The sequence below is a fragment of the Ihubacter massiliensis genome, from assembly GCF_024125305.1.
Classification (GTDB): domain Bacteria; phylum Bacillota; class Clostridia; order Peptostreptococcales; family Anaerovoracaceae; genus Hominibacterium; species Hominibacterium faecale.
Map to the genome: position 1 here is coordinate 4,187,295 of NZ_JAMXVH010000001.1, position 17,801 is coordinate 4,205,095.

The following is a 17,801-nucleotide window of genomic DNA, read 5'->3' on the forward strand; positions in this document are numbered from 1 at the left end:
CCATGTTAATCAGTGAAAGCTATGTAGGCAAGCATTACAGCGAATTACCGGATCCCTGTCTGATTGTGGATCTGGACAAATTGGACGAGAACATCAAGATTATGCAGGAATACGTGAGCGGCCATACGTCATGCGTTTTGCGCCCCCACATTAAGACCCACAAATGCCCGGCCATCGCCAATATGCAGATTTCCGCCGGGGCCGCAGGCATTACCTGCGCAAAGATCGGTGAAGCGGAAGTGATGGCCATGTCCGGCATTAAAAATATTCTCATTGCCAACCAAATCGTTTCCCCGGCCAAAATTAAGGTGCTGGCCGGTTTGAACCGATACTGCGATGTGTCGGTGTGCGTGGATGACAAGATAAATATTGACGCGCTGGATTACTTTGCCGGCGCAGCAGAAGCAAAAATACCAGTCTTAGTTGAACTGGATATTGTTCAGGACCGGTGCGGAACCCGGACAGCGGAAGAAACCCTGGAGCTGGCCCGATATGTGAGCAAAAAACCAAATTTGATCTTTAAAGGCATGCAGTCCTACGAAGGGCGGTTCCCCGATGACTGCCGCACAGAAGAGGCAAAGAAGACATTTGTAAAGGAGACGACCGGGTTTGCGGCGGAAGTAAAAGGCTATCTGCAGGATTCGGGAGTTCCGGTGGAGATTCTATCCGGAGTCAGCACCAGCACGGTCAAGTACGCCACCCAAATTGCCGACGGCATGACGGAGGTTCAGGCGGGCTCCTATGTTTTCATGGAAAGCGCGTACGATCCGGAGATGATTGGATTGCCCTTGCAGCAAAGTCTTTACATCGTAACGAAAATTTGCAGCATGTACGGTGACAGAATCGTTTTGACTGCTGGAGAAAAGTCCATCACCAACGACCAAGGTCAGCCCCTTTTGGCCGATGATCCTCAGACAGGCATGGATCTCAACGAGGAGCATTGTTTGGTGGATCGAACGGATAAATTACAAGACTGCAGGATTGGGGATACGATGCTGGTGATTCCCAGCCATTGCTGTACAACCGTCAACTTGCACGACTATCTGTTCGCAGTGAGAAGCGGAATTGTAGAAGCCGTATGGCCGGTTTCTGCCAGAGGGCGTTCCTACTAAAAATGGCCGCTGATTTTCAGCAACCCCAGGATAGAGGAGAAAATCGAACAGAATGCTGATTCTAACCAATAATTCCAAAGTGAAAACGTATTTTGAAGGGCGCGCCCAAGTGATATATGAAGAAAAACGGCCCGTCGAGCTGCTGAAGCAGGCCCGTGATTTGATTCACCAGGGACATGAACTGCTTACCCATCCGTTGTCCGGCAGCATCAGCCCCAGGGCGGCGCCGTATAAATCCATGGCATTGAGCCGGGAGAGGAAGGAGCTGGATTTGTCATCGCTGCGGTTGATTGAAGAGGCGATCCGGGCCTATGAAGGAGATGAGGCTCCCATTTTGAACCATCCCCAAAGCATACTGGAGGATTTTAAAGAAGTGGATTTTGCCCTAATCAAGGGTGCACAGGAGGAATAAAATGAGATTGGAATTAGGCAATATACCCATAAGAGACATTCAGTTCGGCGTCAAGTCAAAGATTGAAGGAGATGTGCTTTATGTGAATAAAGAAGAACTGCAGGCTCTCTTGGCGGAAGATCAAGCATTGGAATCCGTGGAGCTGGAACTGGCAAAGCCGGGGGACAGCACCCGTATCATGCCGGTAAAGGACGTCATCGAGCCGAGGGTAAAGGTGAAAGGAGATGGCGGCGTTTTTCCGGGAACCGTATCAAAAGTCGGCGTCGTGGGCAGCGGCAGAACCAATGTGCTCAAAGGGGCGGCAGTGGTTACAACCGGGAAGGTAGTCGGCTTTCAGGAAGGTTTGATCGACATGTCGGGCATCGGCGCCGAATATACGCCCTTTTCGAAGCTGAACAATCTGGTTCTCGTCTGCCAGCCGGCAGCGGGCGTGAGCCGGTACGAGCATGAAAAAGCGCTGCGGTTTGCCGGTTTAAAAGCGGCCGCCTACCTGGGCGAGCTGGCAAGGCATATCGAAAGCCAAGATGTGGAGGCTTACCAAACTTACGGCCTCAGAGAAGGCATTGAAGCATTCCCCCATCTTCCAAGGGTCGGATATGTGTTGATGCTGCAGAGCCAGGGACTCATGCACGATACTTATGTTTACGGCGTGGACATGAAACAATCCCTGCCGACCATCCTCAGCCCCACTGAAATCATGGACGGTGCTATTGTCAGCGGCAACTGCGTGTCCGCGTGCGACAAAAACACTACCTACCATCATCTCAACAATCCGGTAATCGCCGATTTGTTCAAGGAGCATGGCAAAACCTTGAATTTCACATGTGTGATCATTACCAATGAAAATGTTTATCTTGCGGATAAGGAACGATCCTCGGACTGGACGGCCAAGCTGGCCAGGCAGCTCGATCTGGACGGCGTGATCATATCCCAGGAAGGATTCGGCAATCCAGATACCGATCTGATGATGAACTGTAAAAAGATCGAGGCCAGCGGAATCGATACGGTAATCATAACTGATGAATATGCGGGAAGAGACGGCGCATCCCAGTCGCTGGCAGACGGAGACCAAAAGGCGGACGCAGTGATATCCTGCGGCAATGCCAATGAATTGATTCACCTGGGGCCTATGGAGCAGGTGATCGGATATGCCCCGGCAGCCGGGGTGATCTCCGGAGGGTTTGACGGAAGTCTGAAAAGCGACGGCTCAATGACAGTTGAACTTCAGGCAATCACAGGGGCTACCAATGAGTTGGGTTTTAATAAGCTGAGCGCAAGATAGGAGCGGAGCATGGAAACAATAAAAGTCGTTCATTATATCAACCAGTTTTTCGCCAATATCGGCGGCGAAGAAAAAACGGACTATGAGCCGGAATACCGGCACGGGGCCGTGGGGCCGGGAAAAGCGTTCCAAGCGGCCTTTGGCAAGGAAGCAGAAATCATCGGTACGGTTATCTGCGGCGATACTTACTTCAACCAGAATATGGAAGAAGCGAAGGAACGGATTCTACAAATGGTTGGAGAGGCCAGTCCGGATCTGGTCATCTGCGGGCCGGCTTTCAATGCGGGAAGATATGGAGTCGCCTGCGGCTGCACCGCCGCTGCGGTAAAAAAGGAACTGGGCATCCCAGCTATAACCGGTATGTATGAAGAAAACCCCGGAGCAGACATGTTTAAAAAAGAGGTCCACATCATATCCACCAAGGCCAGCGCCGCGGGAATGCGAGAGGCGGTCAAAGTAATGGCACCTTTCGGGCTGCGGACTGCCAGGGGAGAAGCAATCGGAACCGCGGCTCAGGAGGGATATATACCAAATGGGATCCGAGTCAATCTTTTTGAGGAAAAAAGGGGGGCGGCGCGGGCGGTGGAGATGCTGCTCAAGAAGATGGCCGGCGAAACCTTTACGACTGAATTCCCTATGCCTGCTTTTGACCGGGTAAAGCCCAGCCCCGCTGTCACGGACATGAGCAAAGCCAAAGTGGCGCTTGTTACCTCCGGCGGCATTGTACCAAAGGGTAATCCCGATCATATGGAATCTTCCAGTGCTTCTAAATTCGGTGAGCACGATATTACCGGCGTGCGGAACCTTACAGAAGAAACTTATGAGACTGCCCACGGAGGCTATGATCCGGTATACGCCAATGAGGACGCGGACCGGGTATTGCCGGTGGATGTTTTAAGAGACTTGGAACAGGAAGGAAAGATCGGTTCTCTGCACAATCGATTCTACACAACCGTGGGCAACGGGACAGCAGTGGCGAAGGCCAGGGAGTATGCGTCAGAAATCGGAAGGCGTATTCAGACAGCGGGCGTGGATGCAGTGATCCTGACCTCAACCTGAGGAACCTGTACACGTTGCGGTGCAACGATGGTAAAAGAAATTGAACGGTTTGGAATTCCTGTCGTGCATATCTGCACGGTGGTGCCCATTTCCTTAACTGTGGGGGCCAACCGAATCGTTCCCGCCGTGGCCATCCCCCATCCCCTGGGGGATCCGTCGCTGAAGCCGGAAGAGGAAAAAGCCGTTAGAAGGAAAATCTTAGAAAAGGCTTTAGAGGCCCTGGGGACGGAGATCCGTGAACAGACAGTATTTGAATGATGGGGAGGTTGGTTGGGGAGCGATGCAAAAATGCACCTGGTTCGATATCGACTACATATTTACTGGGAGGGAAACGTATTCCAGACTATAAACAATTGCCTGAGATCGTGTGAACACGGTCTCTTTTTGTTTTAGCATATTTTCTGTATATGTACTTGGGGTGGGGGAAAAGACATCAAGTCCTGTCTACTGTGTATTTTCCCAACAATGATTAATAATTGATATTGACGTATAGTGAGCTGTGCAGTGTAAAGTAATCATAAATATATTGCTTATTTATTAAACCAAAAATCAAGGCGGAGGTAAATTATGATGAGGCTGAAGAAAATGATACTGAATATTAACGGCGCCGATCGCATGTTTATTTGCGATCCTGAACGCGATACGCTGGCATCTGTAATACGGCGGCTGGGACTTACAGGGACAAAAGTGGGCTGTGGAGAGGGTGTCTGTGGATCATGTTCTGTAATCTTGGATGGAAGAGTAGTCCGATCCTGTGTTAGGAAGATTTCAGATGTGGACGAGTATAGTCATGTAACTACGATCGAAGGCATCGGAGCCCCCAATTACTTGCATCCGATCCAAGTAGCGTTCATGCATGCCGGAGCGGTCCAGTGCGGGTTCTGCACTCCGGGGTTTATCGTATCCGCTTATGCGCTGCTGCGACAAAATCTCGATCCAACTAGGGAAGAGATCAGAGATTGGTTTCAGAAACACAGAAACATCTGTCGCTGTACAGGGTACAAACAGATCGTAGACGCAGTAATGAACGCTGCTAAAGTGATGAGAAACGACTGTGCATTGGAAGATATCATGGTGAAGCTTCCGGAAGACAAGGAATATTACGGCAAACCTCTGGTACGGCCAGCTGCGTTGGCAAAGGTGTGCGGTGTTGCAGATTATGGCGATGATATTGAATTAAAGATGCCTGAGAATACGCTGCACGCAGTACTGGTACAGCCTAAAGTGGCATTTCATGCTAGAATTAAAGCAATCCATAAAGAAGAAGCAGAGAGAATGCCGGGTGTATACAAAGTTGTTACCGCAGAAGACGTAAAAGGGCCAAATCGCGTGGGGTTCTTTACTTTCTCTCCAAGAACCCTGGCAACTGGGCAAACTCACCCAATCATTGCAGAGGATAAGATTTACAACTATGGTGATGTAGTTGCTTTTGTAGTGGCTGATACCAAAGCTCATGCTCAGGATGCAGTAAAAAAAGTCACCATTGACTGGGAACAGTTGCCGGAATATAAGACCTATCTGGAAGCTGTTATGCCGGATGCAGAACGGATCCATGAGGACCATCCAAACCTCTGGTCAGAACAGCCGACCGTTAAAGGCGCAGGACATGATACACCAAGCCTGTTTAAAGAAGCACCTTACACAGTCGAAGGCTCTTTTTACTCCTCCAGAGAACCACATATGAATATCGAGGGCGATACGATCCAAGCTTATTGGGGTGATGATGGACTTCTAACCATTCACTGCAAGGCAATGATGATCTATACGCACATCGGAGATATCGCTGAGGCCACTGGATTGCCGGAAGAAAAAATTCGCGTTATCCAGAATCCAACAGGATCCACCTTTGGTTGGGGTGTATCCGCCGCGACATTTGCCATGGCGGCGATCATCTGTCTAGCCTGTGACGATATGCCAGTAGCCCTTTCAATCACTCATCAGGAGTTTATGGCACTGTCAGGTAAGCGGGCTCCTTCCTTCAGCAACGGCAAACTAGCCTGCGATAACGATGGAAAAATCCTTGCGGCAGAATGGGATTGCGGCCTGGATCATGGATCTTACAACGAATTTGGTGATGACTTGATAACCAGACCGGCAAGATTCATGTTTTTCCCGTATAATGTACCCAATTGTCTAGGATTGACCAGAGTTGCCTGCACCAACCACAATTACGGGACATCATACAGAGGCTATGGCTCTCCACAGGCATATACCTGCAGTGAAGCACTGATGGACATGATGGCTAAGAGAATCGGTATGGATCCATTTGAATTTAGATATAAGAACATCGCAAGACCAGGAGACACTAACATCAATCAGTATCCTTTCCGTGAATATCCGATGGAAAAGATGATGGATATCTTAAGACCGATTTATGAGGAAGTAAAAGAAAGAGCTGCCAAAGAATCTACTCCTGAAAAGAAGAGAGGCGTAGGTATCGCATGGGGCGGATACAATGTAACAGAAGGAATCTTTGACCAATGCACCGTTGCCCTTGAACTGCTGCCGGACGGAAGGATTGCAAAATATGATACATGGCAGGATCAGGGGCAGGGCGGAGATATCGGAGCGCTGATGACTACGCTGGAAGCTCTGAAACCACTGGGCGTTACTCCAGATGATATCAAGCTGGTGCAGAATGACTCCAAAATTTGTCCGGACTCTGGTGCTACCGCCTCTTCCAGACAGCACTATATGAACAGCAAAGCAGTAGCTATGGCAGCAGAGCAGCTGATGAATGGGATGAGAAAAGAAGACGGAAGTTACAGGAACTACGATGAAATGGTCGTCGAAGGCATTCCACTCAAGTATGAAGCACAGTATCAGAACCCGGAAGACAGGACTTTGAAGTATCTGGACCCAAATACAGGAAAAGGAAATCCGGTACCAGCTTACACCTATGCCCTGCATATGGCAGAAGTAGAAGTTGATACCAAAACTGGTAAGGCCACTTGTATCGGTTATTGGTGCATCGATGATGTAGGTGTTATCGGAAATGTAGCTGCTGTCGATGGTCAGGCTTATGGCGGGCTTTCGCACTGCATTGGTTTTGCACTTACGGAAAACTATGATGACGTCAAAAAACATACGAGCCTTGCTGGTGCAGGCGTTCCAACCATCAAGGATATTCCCGACAATTTTAATCTGATCCACCACTGCACACCAAGAAACACTAACCCGTTTGGTTCCTCCGGAGCATCAGAGGCCTTTCAGTCAGCGGGCCATATGGCAGTAATCAATGCCATCGATAATGCCTGTGGCGTAAGGATCTTTGACCTGCCTGCCTATCCGGAAAAGATCAAAGCTGGTTTGGATAAGCTGGCAAGGGGCGAAGAAATCCTGCCTCCAAAAAAATACTTCCTGGGTTCTGATTTCTATGAAGAGATGGAATACATAAAGGACAATCCCAAGACAGACTTGTTTGAAGATATGTTCCCGGAAGATAAAGCAGAAACCTATGAGCCGATCGTAGTAGAATAGACGGCATACATATTAAAAAAGACATTTCGCATAGATTAAGAGTTAAAAGGTTAAATAAGCCAAAATTTTTCGCTATTTTCAATTTGTTAAAATGATTGAGAATAACCGAAAATCTTTTGGCTTGTTTTTTCAATATGATATAATAACTATATTGAAAAAAATTATATTGTGCATAAAAGAACAAATGTGAGGTAGAGAATGAGGACAGGGCAATTTGCGGCTAGGTATAATTTAAGCACAAATGGAATTCGCTATTATGTGGAACAAGGGTTGTTGTCTCCTAAAATGAAGGGAAACCAGTATGATTTTGATCAGAAATGTATAGAAGCTATGGAGGAGATACAAAAACTAAAACAGATGCATTATTCACTTCCAGAAATCAGCCAGATCTTTCATATACGTAGTTTAATACAATATACCTTAAATGCTGATGCGATTACAAAATACAACAAACTATTTTATACCAAGCAGAAAGAACTGAACACTCAGATAAAAGAACTTGAGAAATGTGTACAGGACCTTGGAAAAGAAATTATCAAAATCCCAGATAAAGCAGCAGATATCAGTGTAGGCGTCCCCATCGAATGTCTGCCCCTGCTGGCGTGTCCACGCTGTAAAAGAACCTTGTCATTTGACAATACCATAATCCAGAACAATAAAATCTTGTCGGCCAATATCGGCTGTCCCGCCTGCGGCTATCAATTGAGAGTCATAGACGGCGTCATTCGTGGGGCCCAAAGCAGTTTTGCTAAGGTTGAGTGGAGCAATATATTGAATCTTATGACAGAGTATTCGACTGACTATCTGAACCTGGAGGCAAAATCCTACTATCAAGTAAAAGAAAATATCGAAAAGCACCTTAATGAAAAAACTCAGGGAAAACAAACGATTATTACATCGGGAGGCTTTTCCGGTGATTTGATCTGCTCCTATCCAACGTTGTTTGAAAGTGACACTACAATCATTATTGCGGACCAGCACCTCAGTGTTATTGATTATGTCAAAGACAAAATGGGTGTATTGAATAATCAGTACAACATCCTGTATATCTGCGACGAAAATTTTGAGCTGCCACTGAGAGAAAACAGCATTGACTTTTTCCTGGATGATTATTCTTCCAGTGAGTTTATTTTTTACGAGCCAATATATCCCTTTGAAAAAATCAGATCGCTGCTGAAACAGACAGCATACATAGGCGGTGCGTACACCTATTACCAGAAATCCGCCAAAACGCTTGCCAACATACAAAAGAATTACCCTAAGAGCGATTCTCGATTGTTTTGCCTGGAGATCTTCAAAAACCGTCTTCGCGGGATCGGATTGGAATTCTTGTATGATAAAAAGATGGGAAAAGCTCAGGAGCCAGGAAGTGGATATTCGTTTGACTACCATGCCAAAGGGGATGCCCTCTACTTTTATGCTTATTTTGGGAAAGTCGGTGTGGACTCGAATAAGGAAAGCATAATCACCGCATAAAGAGCCCATTAATAGAAACGGTCGTGCGAAACAAAACTGCCCAAGGATTGCTCCGGGGCAGTTTCTGTTTTTGACAGTTTTGCGGCACCTAGTTCTATACGGGTTAGAGTGCATGGTCAAAAATAGAGGGGGTGTTTGGACATCAAACGGCCAGCCGTACATTTGTATCCGCCTTCTGAACAGCTATGCCCAGCAGATTCTTTTCTTTTAAGACGGATGATACTTCCTCTTCTGAAAGCAAGAGGTGGATCAGAGTATATTCTGACCTTTGAAAATGGGCAGCATTTGTAAGCGATCCGGCACCAGAAGAAATTTTCAGATATACTGGAGCTGAAGATTTTCCGTAGATGGTGACAAAATTGAAGCCGGCCCGGTTCATGTTAAGGGCAAATGGGCTTTTACATTTAATTCCCCTAAGGGCCCCGGTATCAGAGGAGCGATAACAGATGGCTGTCTCGCTGTCTGCGTCTCTTGAAGGGAGGGGTGCCAGCATAATAGCGCTGTCTGTTCCAGGAGGGCCTGTTTCAATATTCAGCTCGTTATATAATGTATAGAGATAGAGCTGGCCATCAAATCGATACCGATACATCTCTTCTTTTCGTATATAGCGTGCGCTGATGATCTTTTTTGTCAAATTGACGATCAATTCTTTACCAGCGTATCCATCAAAAGATCGCATGGCCTGATTATTATTTTCCATAATCGTTTAAGCCTCCTTGTATTATACAAACATTCAAACTTTAGATGAATTCTTAAATGATGATAGCAGGCACAGAGGACTTCGTGTCAATATGAAAAAATAAAGAAAATTTGCGCATCGCACAGCTGATGGGTGCATGTTAGGAAAAAAAGCGAATTTTCTAAATTGACACATAGCGAACTGGATAGTCTATATTAATGGCATCGCCTGAAACGATGCAAAACACTTCAACAGAGGATCGTTATTAGGCCCGTAAGTTACAACTATTAAAAACCTGTATCACGTTAAATTAAAGAGGAGAAAAACAATGGAAAAATTTTTACAAAATTATTATGACGCGCATCCGAAATCATTGGCTATGTATGAGAAAGCAAAAGAAATATTGCCATTGGGCGTAACAAGTAACATTCGAGCAAATAAACCCTTCCCGTTTTTTGTTGAGAAAGCAGGCGGCTCCAAAGTCTGGGATATTGATGGAAATGAATACATAGACTGCCAGTGCTCTTTCGGACCGACTATGATCGGGCATAATCATCCAGTCTTATCAAAGGCCGTGATTGAGCAGATTGGAAAAGGTGTAGACTATGCCATCCCATATGAAAATGAAAGAGTCGTTGCAGAGCTTCTTAGAGAACGATATCCGTTCATGGATATGGTGAGATTCTCCTGCTCAGGAACAGAGGGAACTATGCATGCTTTACGCGTTGCCAGAGCTTATACAGCAAAAGATAAGATTATCAAGTTGGAAGGGGGATTCCACGGAGCGCATGATTCCGTGCTGTGGAGCATTCATCCAGACGTAGCGCAGGCAGGTCCGGCTGATGCACCGACAAGCGTATGTATGTCCGCAGGGGTTCCTTCCTGCCTGGCTGACACTGTGATCACCGTACCTTTCAATGATATCGAGGCCCTTGAAAGAGCGATCGCAGCAAACAAGGGTCAGATCGCAGCATTTATTTTAGAGCCGATCATGGCAAACTCGACCGTGATCCTACCAAAAGAAAACTATCTCGACAAAGTAAGAGCGATCACCACAAGAGAAAATATCGTTCTTATCTTTGACGAAGTCATCTGTGGTGCACGTGTTTCCTATCATGGGGCGGCTGGTAAAGTGGGCGTTACTCCGGACCTGGTGGTAGTTTCAAAAGCCATCGGCGGCGGATATCCGATTTCGGCCTTTGGCGGCAAGAGAGAGATCATGCAGCATATCGAAGTAGATACGGAACACTGCGGAACCTTTGGTGGAAACCCTCTCAGCATCTGTGCGGCTAAGACCGTTTTGGGTAAGATTCTGACAAAAGAAGCAACAGAAAGCCTGATTAAAAAAGCTGATAAGACCTTTGAAGAAATGAAGGGCATGCTGAAAAAGGCAGGTGTCACTTCCAGACTTAAGCATATCGGTGCTATGGGGTCCATTAACTTTGGCATCACGGAAGTAAACAATTACCGCGATATGGCAAAGCAGGATTCTGACATGTGGTTCAAGTTCTACATCTCCATGCTCAACAGGGGAGTTATTATGCAGGGAGGCGACGCTACAGAAACAATTTTCTTTTCCTTGCAGCATACAGATGAAGACTTCGAAAAAATCCTTACTGCATTCAAAGCAACTGTGGAAACTCTGTAAAACAATGCGGAACTAAAGAGTCAAATTTACAGAACAAAAGGCAACTGTATGAAAAAACCGAAATTTGCATGCAGTTTACAAAGAGCTGTTGTGAGCTGCATGCAGATAGAGCAGCAGGTCAACTGCTAAGGAGGACTGGTAATGAAAGCGGATATTATACTAAAGAGCGATGCTATATTTGACAGTATGTGCGATGACCCTTTCTCAGGGTTTGTGGCTATTGCTGGGAATAAAATTATTGGTGCCGGGGCATGTGACGAAGGAACAAAAACACTCATCGACAGCAATACGAAAATATATGATTTTAAGAATAAATTGATCATACCAGGGCTGCATGACAGTCACGTACATCTGGCACTGGCAAGTCTATATTTGTCAAGCGTAAATTTGGGGGCGGCTAAGTCGGAAGAAGAGTCCGCTAGAATGGTAGCTGAATTTGAGAAGCAGCATCCCACCGAAGGATGGATTTTCGGTTTTAACTGGTACAACTTTTATTGGAAGGATCAGGCGCTGCCAACGAGAAAATCCCTGGATGCCTATTTTCCTGACCGGCCGGTTTTCTTAATGAATACCGAGTGTCATGGAATCTGGGTAAATAGCAAGGCGCTGGAAATCTGCGGGATTGACCAAAATACCGAAACGCCCAAAGGCGGGACGATCCACAAGGATGAGAATGGCAATCCGACCGGAGTACTGGATGAGGATGCCGCGGGGCTTGTGGCAGCAAAGGCTATGGATATGCCGCTGGAGCTCCAGCTGAACTATCTGCGACCCTTCCTGGAAGAAATGTCCGCATACGGAGTGACTTCCCTTGTGGATGTGCAGCCGCTGTTTGGCGTAGAAATGAGTTTTTTAAAGGCTGTCAAATATCTGGAAGATAAAGATGAGCTCCCGCTGCGGATCCATATCGCCGGCAACCTGTTTGAAGATATTGCTGTGCATGAAATTCGCCGCTCTACCCTTAGTACAGATAAAGTCAGATTTGACCAGCTCAAACAGTTTACAGAAGGAATTTTTCCGACTCATACCTGTCTGCTTCTGGAAGATTATACGGATGAGCCTGGGAACAAAGGAACGGTCATCGGTGATCTGGAAAAACTGGAACAGTGCGTGATGACGGCACACCAGCATGGGTTTTCTGTAAAACTGCATGCGCAGGCAGATAAAGCGGTGCAGCTTGCACTGAATTACTATCAAAAAGCGATAAAAAAATATGGCCCTCTCCGTCATACGATTGAACATGCGGAGTTGGTAGATAAAGCGGATATTATGCGTTTTCGTCAGCTGGATGTCGTTCCCTCCATGCAGCCTGAACATTTGGGGCTTTCTCCTCATTGGGATAATCACGAATATCGGATTACCCTGGGCGATGAACGAGCTTGGCGGTGCTGGCCGGTCAAATCGTTGTTAAAGTCAACAGGTGTTGTTGCTTTGGGCACCGATTGTCCGGTTGTTTCAGGAAACCCGTACTACCAGATCAGCCGCTCGATCATCCGTACGTTGGACAACGGCGAACCGGAGGGAGGCTGGAATCCTCAGGAGAGGCTCACTGTAGCAGAAGCAATTCGTAGTTATACATATGGATCAGCCTACGGAGTCGGTAGAGAAAATGAGCTGGGAACGATTAAGGTTGGAAATTTTGCGGATATAACAGTTATTGATAGAGATCTTTTTAAGATTCCAGCAGAGAAAATCCGTGAGGCCCGGTCAGCAATGACCATCATGGATGGAACAGTCAGATATGTCTGTGAATGGAAGAATGAAAGGGGAAGGTAAATGAACAGTATCCAAAATACAACGGAGAAGAAACAGACTCTTAAAAGAATATTAAAACTTCGTCACCTGGTATTTTATGGAGTGGCTTATATACTACCCCTCACCATATTTACAACCTATGGTTTGGCAACGACAATGTCGCATGGAATGATTTCCTTATGCTTTGTTGTAACAACAACTGCTATGGCTTTTACGGCTTTCAGTTATTCAAAAATGGCACGATCTTTTCCGGTAGCGGGTTCAACATATACCTATGTAAGTAAGAGTATGAATCCATATGTGGGATTTATTTCCGGATGGACGATCCTCATGGGTTATATGCTGCTTCCAATGCTGACCTATTTAGTAATGTCTATCTACCTCAACCAGGCGGTTCCGGCGATCCCAATTCCTGTTTGGATTCTTATCCTTATTTTTATTACCGCAGTAGTCTGCTACCGGGGAATCGAAGTTGCCATAAATGTAAGCAGTATGATCGTTCTGATACAGGCTGTATTCATTGTAGCACTTTTTATATTTATGATCCGATGGCTGACAGGAGGCAATGGCGCTGGCACCTTCTTTGATCTGAACTGTTTCTTCAACTTTGAAGAGTTTAACAAGGCCGGCATGGGAGTTCCAATGCTGTTTTCAACAGCATCAATACTGGCGCTTTCATTTTTGGGATTTGATGCCATATCAACACTTTCGGAAGAAGCCATCCAGCCTGAAAAAAATGTGGGCAAAGCTATTATCATTACCTGCATTATCATGGGCCTATTCTTTGTTTTGATTACCTATTTCCTGACATTGTGCTGGCCTAATGCTTGGAACGAGCTGGTTGACCCTGATGCTGGCAGTTATGAATTTATGACAAAAGTAGCAGGATCGACCATGGCATATGTTTTTACCGGAACGTATACTGTAGGCTGCTTTGCTTCCGTAGTTAATTGCCAGACCTCAGCTGCCCGTATTCTGTACAGTATGGGTCGAGATGGCATCCTTCCGGGAAAAATATTTGCGCACATTCATCCAAAGCACAAGACCCCATCCTATAATGCCATTATTATAGCAGTGATAAGTCTGGTAGCGCTATTTATCTCACTGGTTACCGCAACCTCTTTGGTGAGTTTCGGAGCATTGCTTGGATTCACATTAGTTAATTTATCTGTGGTCGTTTTTTACTACGTTAAAAAGAAAGAACGAGGACTCAATGCGATCTTAAGCTATTTGATTGCGCCTCTGATTGGTGCCGGATTTACTTTTTTCGTATGGCTAGGGTTGGATTGGCACTCAAAGGTATTAGGATTTTGTTGGCTGGGCGCGGGATTGATCTACCTGACCATAAAGACCAGGTTTTTCAGAGAGCTTCCGCCAGAGATGTCATTGGATGAGTAAATATCGAACAATTGTATTATATTTTGTCACCGTCAAAATATAATACAGCATGAAAACGGCTTTATTTTAACGAGTCTCTAAGGCTATATGTATCATATTTTGACACAGGATCTTTGTATGTGTGTGAATATATTGGAAAATCAGTATCTTTGGATTGGCACGATACTTGCTCTATATATTAGCGTTTAAACAGTAGCCGTATTTCGATATCGAAAAGATCAGGTATTAGGATTTTGCTGGCTGGGCGCGGGATTGATCTGCCTGACTATAAAGACCAGGTTTTTCAAAGAGCTTCCGCCAGAGATGTCATTGGATGAGTAAAAAAGGGGGGTAGCCATGATAATTGTTACAAACAACATAATGGTATCAGCTGCATATGAAGAAGGATATAATTTAAAATTTTTTCAGGTGACGCATAGAGAACTTCTCTGCCTAGTCAGGGACTATGTACATAAAGGACATCGGTTGCTGACGCACCCTTTGTCTGGCAGCATAAAACCCACAGAAACACCCTTTAAATCAGTTGTGTTATCAGAGCAGCAGGATGGTCTGGATTATCGGTCATTAACATTGATTGAGGAGGCTATCAGTATGCATGATAAACTTTATCATAGCTGTAACGTTACAAATTATACACGAACTGTTTTAGAGGACTTTCGAAGAGTAGACCTGGCACTGCTTGACAGTGCAATAAAATGAGGAGGAATAATATGAAATTGGAATTAGGATATGTGCCTATCAATGATATCCGCTTTGATGACCAATCAAAGATTGTAGGAGATGTACTCTATGTCAATAAAGAAGAGTTGATCGACTATCTTAAAGAGGATGAGACCCTAGAATCTATTGATCTGGAAATTGCAAAGCCTGGAGACAGCATTCGAATCATGCCGGTAAAAGATGTGATCGAGGCACGAGTCAAGGTATCCGGAAGCGGGGACGTATTCCCAGGAGTGCTTTCCAAAGTCAATGTTGTGGGATCTGGACAGACCAATGTACTTACGGGAATGGCCGTTGTCACGACAGGAAAAATCGTGGGTTTTCAGGAAGGCATCATTGATATGTCTGGAACGGGAGCAGAATATACGCCATTTTCAAAGTTGAATAATCTGGTGGTAGTGTGTGAGCCTGTAAAAGGAACCAAGCAGCATGATCACGAAAAAGCCGTGCGGTTTGCCGGGCTGAAAGCAGCTAAATACCTGGGAGAATTGGCCAGAGATATAAAATGCCGAGAAGTGGAGACTTTTGAAACTTATGGTGTAAAAGAAGGATTGGAAAAATTTCCTCATCTGCCGAGGGTGGCATATGTGCTGATGCTTCAGAGTCAGGGTTTGATGCATGATACATATGTATACGGTGTGGACATGAAAAAATCATTGACAACGATCATCCACCCCACGGAACTGATGGATGGTGCAATCATAAGTGGAAACTGCGTTTCTGCATGTGACAAAAATACGACCTATCATCATTTGAACAATCCAGTTATCTTGGACCTGTTTAAAGAACACGGGAAAAAGCTGAATTTTGTCTGCGTAATTATTACAAATGAGAATGTGTATCTGGCAGACAAGGAACGGTCGTCAGACTGGACAGCAAAATTAGCAAGATTGTTGGATTTGGATGGGGTTATTATTTCCCAGGAAGGTTTCGGAAACCCAGATACCGATCTGATCATGAACTGTAAGAAAATAGAGGATCAAGGGATCAATACGGTTATCATCACAGATGAGTATGCGGGGCGTGACGGAGCTTCACAGTCTCTGGCGGATGCGGACGCCAAAGCAGATGCAGTTATTACAGGCGGAAATGCCAATGAAGTCATTGTGCTCGGACCAATGAAAAAAGTGATCGGTTATCAAGATACAGCAAATATCGTTGCAGGCGGATTTGATGGAAGTCTGAAGGAAGATGGAAGGATTACCGTAGAACTTCAAGCAATAACTGGAGCAACCAATGAACTTGGTTTTAACAAACTAAGCGCAAGATAGGAGCAGAGAATGGAAAAAATAAAAGTTGTTCATTATATCAATCAGTTCTTTGCCAATATAGGCGGCGAAGAAAAAGCAGACTACAGGCCGGAACTCCGGGACGGCGTCGTAGGTCCGGGAATGGCCTTTCATGCAGCCTTTGGCGGGGAAGCAGATATCATTGCCACTGTAATCTGTGGCGATACATATTTTAATGAAAATATGGAAGAAGCGAAAAAAATAGTATTACAAATGATTGCAAGTAAAAAACCGGATCTAGTGATCTGTGGCCCGGCATTTAATGCGGGAAGATACGGAGTAGCCTGCGGTACGGTTGCAGCCGCAGTGAAAAATGAACTTAATATTCCGGCTGTGACGGGTATGTACAAAGAGAACCCCGGGGCAGACATGTTCAAGAAAGATGTATATATCATTTCTACAAAGAACAGCGCCGCAGGGATGAGAGATGCTGTAAAAGTAATGGCACCTTTTGGGCTGAAGGTGGCGAAAGGTGAAAAAATTGGCTTTGCCGAACAAGAAGGCTATATACCAAACGGGATTCGGGTAAATTTTTTCGAAGAAAAGAGAGGCTCACAACGGGCTGTGGAAATGCTGCTCAAAAAAATGGCAGGAGAAGAATTTACGACTGAATTTCCGATGCCTGATTTTGATAGAGTTACTCCCAATCCGGCAATCAAGGATATGGGTAAAGCAAAAGTCGCTCTGGTTACTTCCGGCGGCATTGTACCAAAAGGCAATCCGGATCATATTGAATCTTCCAGCGCTTCCAAGTTTGGAGAATATGATATCAGCAGTTTCTTGGATTTAACGGAAAAGACCTTTGAAACTGCCCATGGCGGATATGATCCTGTGTATGCCAATGAAGATGCGGACAGAGTACTGCCGGTAGACGTTCTTCGGGAATTTGAGAGAAAAGGCAAGATTGGAAGCTTACATAATAAGTTCTATACGACAGTTGGCAATGGGACTTCCGTAGCCAATGCTAAGAAGTATGCAGCGGAAATCGGTAAGCGGCTGCTTAGCGCAGGAGTGGACGCTGTCATCCTCACTTCCACCTGAGGGACCTGTACACGTTGCGGCGCAACGATGGTAAAAGAAATTGAAAGAGCAGGGCTTCCGGTTGTGCATATTTGCACAGTAGTACCGATCTCATTGACTGTGGGGGCCAACCGAATCGTTCCGGCTGTTGCCATACCCCATCCACTGGGAAATCCGGGTCTTTCGCTGGAAGAAGAAAAAAATATCAGAAGGCGTATTTTAGAAAAATCATTAAAAGCTTTAACGACAGAGATTAAAGGACAGACTGTATTTGAATAACGCAGGAGTATTATTTGCGAACGGTGCAAAAATGCACCTGTTGCGATTGTGCATTAACAGACGCATTCATTTCTTGAAAAATAAATGCTGTTTTTGACAAAATTGAAAGTTCACATAAAATCTTTTCGTAGAATGCAAAAATGTATTCTACGAAAAGATTATTGCTGTTCAGCCAGGTATAGTTGGGAATAT

The 17,801-nt window shown here is 45.5% G+C and carries 13 protein-coding genes; 12 read left to right on the top strand and 1 reads right to left on the bottom strand.

Features of this window, described 5'->3' with window-relative positions; genetic code table 11:
- The first annotated feature begins 2 nt into the window (after positions 1-2).
- The 6 genes from NIA71_RS19195 to NIA71_RS19220 all read left to right on the top strand — a co-directional run bounded on the left by NIA71_RS19195 (position 3) and on the right by NIA71_RS19220 (position 8,821).
- Positions 3-1,112 carry an alanine racemase gene (locus tag NIA71_RS19195; protein ID WP_227754676.1) on the top strand — a complete coding sequence of 370 codons (1,110 nt, stop codon included), beginning with the start codon at positions 3-5 and terminating at the stop codon, positions 1,110-1,112.
- A gap of 52 nt (positions 1,113-1,164) precedes the next feature.
- Positions 1,165-1,524, top strand: coding sequence for a GrdX family protein (locus tag NIA71_RS19200; RefSeq protein ID WP_227754675.1), 360 nt, complete (start codon positions 1,165-1,167; stop codon positions 1,522-1,524).
- A gap of 1 nt (position 1,525) precedes the next feature.
- A complete protein-coding gene (locus NIA71_RS19205; protein WP_253021221.1) occupies positions 1,526-2,806 on the top strand; it encodes a glycine/sarcosine/betaine reductase component B subunit in 1,281 nt (426 codons plus the stop codon).
- Between the two features lie 9 nt (positions 2,807-2,815).
- The gene (gene grdB / locus NIA71_RS19210; protein WP_227754673.1) at positions 2,816-4,123 is read left to right on the top strand and encodes a glycine reductase complex selenoprotein B; all 1,308 of its coding nucleotides are present in this window, start codon (positions 2,816-2,818) and stop codon (positions 4,121-4,123) included.
- Between the two features lie 309 nt (positions 4,124-4,432).
- Positions 4,433-7,345: a molybdopterin-dependent oxidoreductase gene (locus NIA71_RS19215; RefSeq protein ID WP_253021222.1), complete on the top strand. Its 2,913-nt coding sequence runs from the start codon at positions 4,433-4,435 to the stop codon at positions 7,343-7,345.
- Positions 7,346-7,543: 198 nt separating this feature from the next.
- Positions 7,544-8,821 carry a MerR family transcriptional regulator gene (locus tag NIA71_RS19220; protein ID WP_253021223.1) on the top strand — a complete coding sequence of 426 codons (1,278 nt, stop codon included), beginning with the start codon at positions 7,544-7,546 and terminating at the stop codon, positions 8,819-8,821.
- Between the two features lie 142 nt (positions 8,822-8,963).
- On the opposite strand, the gene NIA71_RS19225 is transcribed toward NIA71_RS19220, so the two are convergent.
- Positions 8,964-9,521: an aldehyde ferredoxin oxidoreductase N-terminal domain-containing protein gene (locus NIA71_RS19225; protein ID WP_227754670.1), complete on the bottom strand. Its 558-nt coding sequence runs from the start codon at positions 9,519-9,521 to the stop codon at positions 8,964-8,966.
- Between the two features lie 307 nt (positions 9,522-9,828).
- On the opposite strand from NIA71_RS19225, the gene NIA71_RS19230 reads away from it, so the two are divergent.
- From NIA71_RS19230 to grdB (NIA71_RS19255), 6 genes are all read left to right on the top strand, one after another.
- Positions 9,829-11,148 carry an aspartate aminotransferase family protein gene (locus NIA71_RS19230; RefSeq protein WP_227754669.1) on the top strand — a complete coding sequence of 440 codons (1,320 nt, stop codon included), beginning with the start codon at positions 9,829-9,831 and terminating at the stop codon, positions 11,146-11,148.
- Positions 11,149-11,289: 141 nt separating this feature from the next.
- Complete coding sequence (locus NIA71_RS19235) at positions 11,290-12,924, top strand: amidohydrolase (RefSeq protein WP_253021224.1); 1,635 nt, start codon at positions 11,290-11,292, stop codon at positions 12,922-12,924.
- Entirely contained in the window at positions 12,925-14,301 is a 1,377-nt protein-coding gene (locus NIA71_RS19240) for an APC family permease (protein ID WP_253021225.1), read from the top strand.
- A gap of 336 nt (positions 14,302-14,637) precedes the next feature.
- Complete coding sequence (locus NIA71_RS19245; protein ID WP_148397722.1) at positions 14,638-15,000, top strand: GrdX family protein; 363 nt, start codon at positions 14,638-14,640, stop codon at positions 14,998-15,000.
- Positions 15,001-15,011: 11 nt separating this feature from the next.
- A complete protein-coding gene (locus NIA71_RS19250; protein ID WP_148397723.1) occupies positions 15,012-16,292 on the top strand; it encodes a glycine/sarcosine/betaine reductase component B subunit in 1,281 nt (426 codons plus the stop codon).
- A gap of 9 nt (positions 16,293-16,301) precedes the next feature.
- The gene (gene grdB / locus NIA71_RS19255; protein ID WP_253021226.1) at positions 16,302-17,609 is read left to right on the top strand and encodes a glycine reductase complex selenoprotein B; all 1,308 of its coding nucleotides are present in this window, start codon (positions 16,302-16,304) and stop codon (positions 17,607-17,609) included.
- Positions 17,610-17,801: the final 192 nt, after the last annotated feature.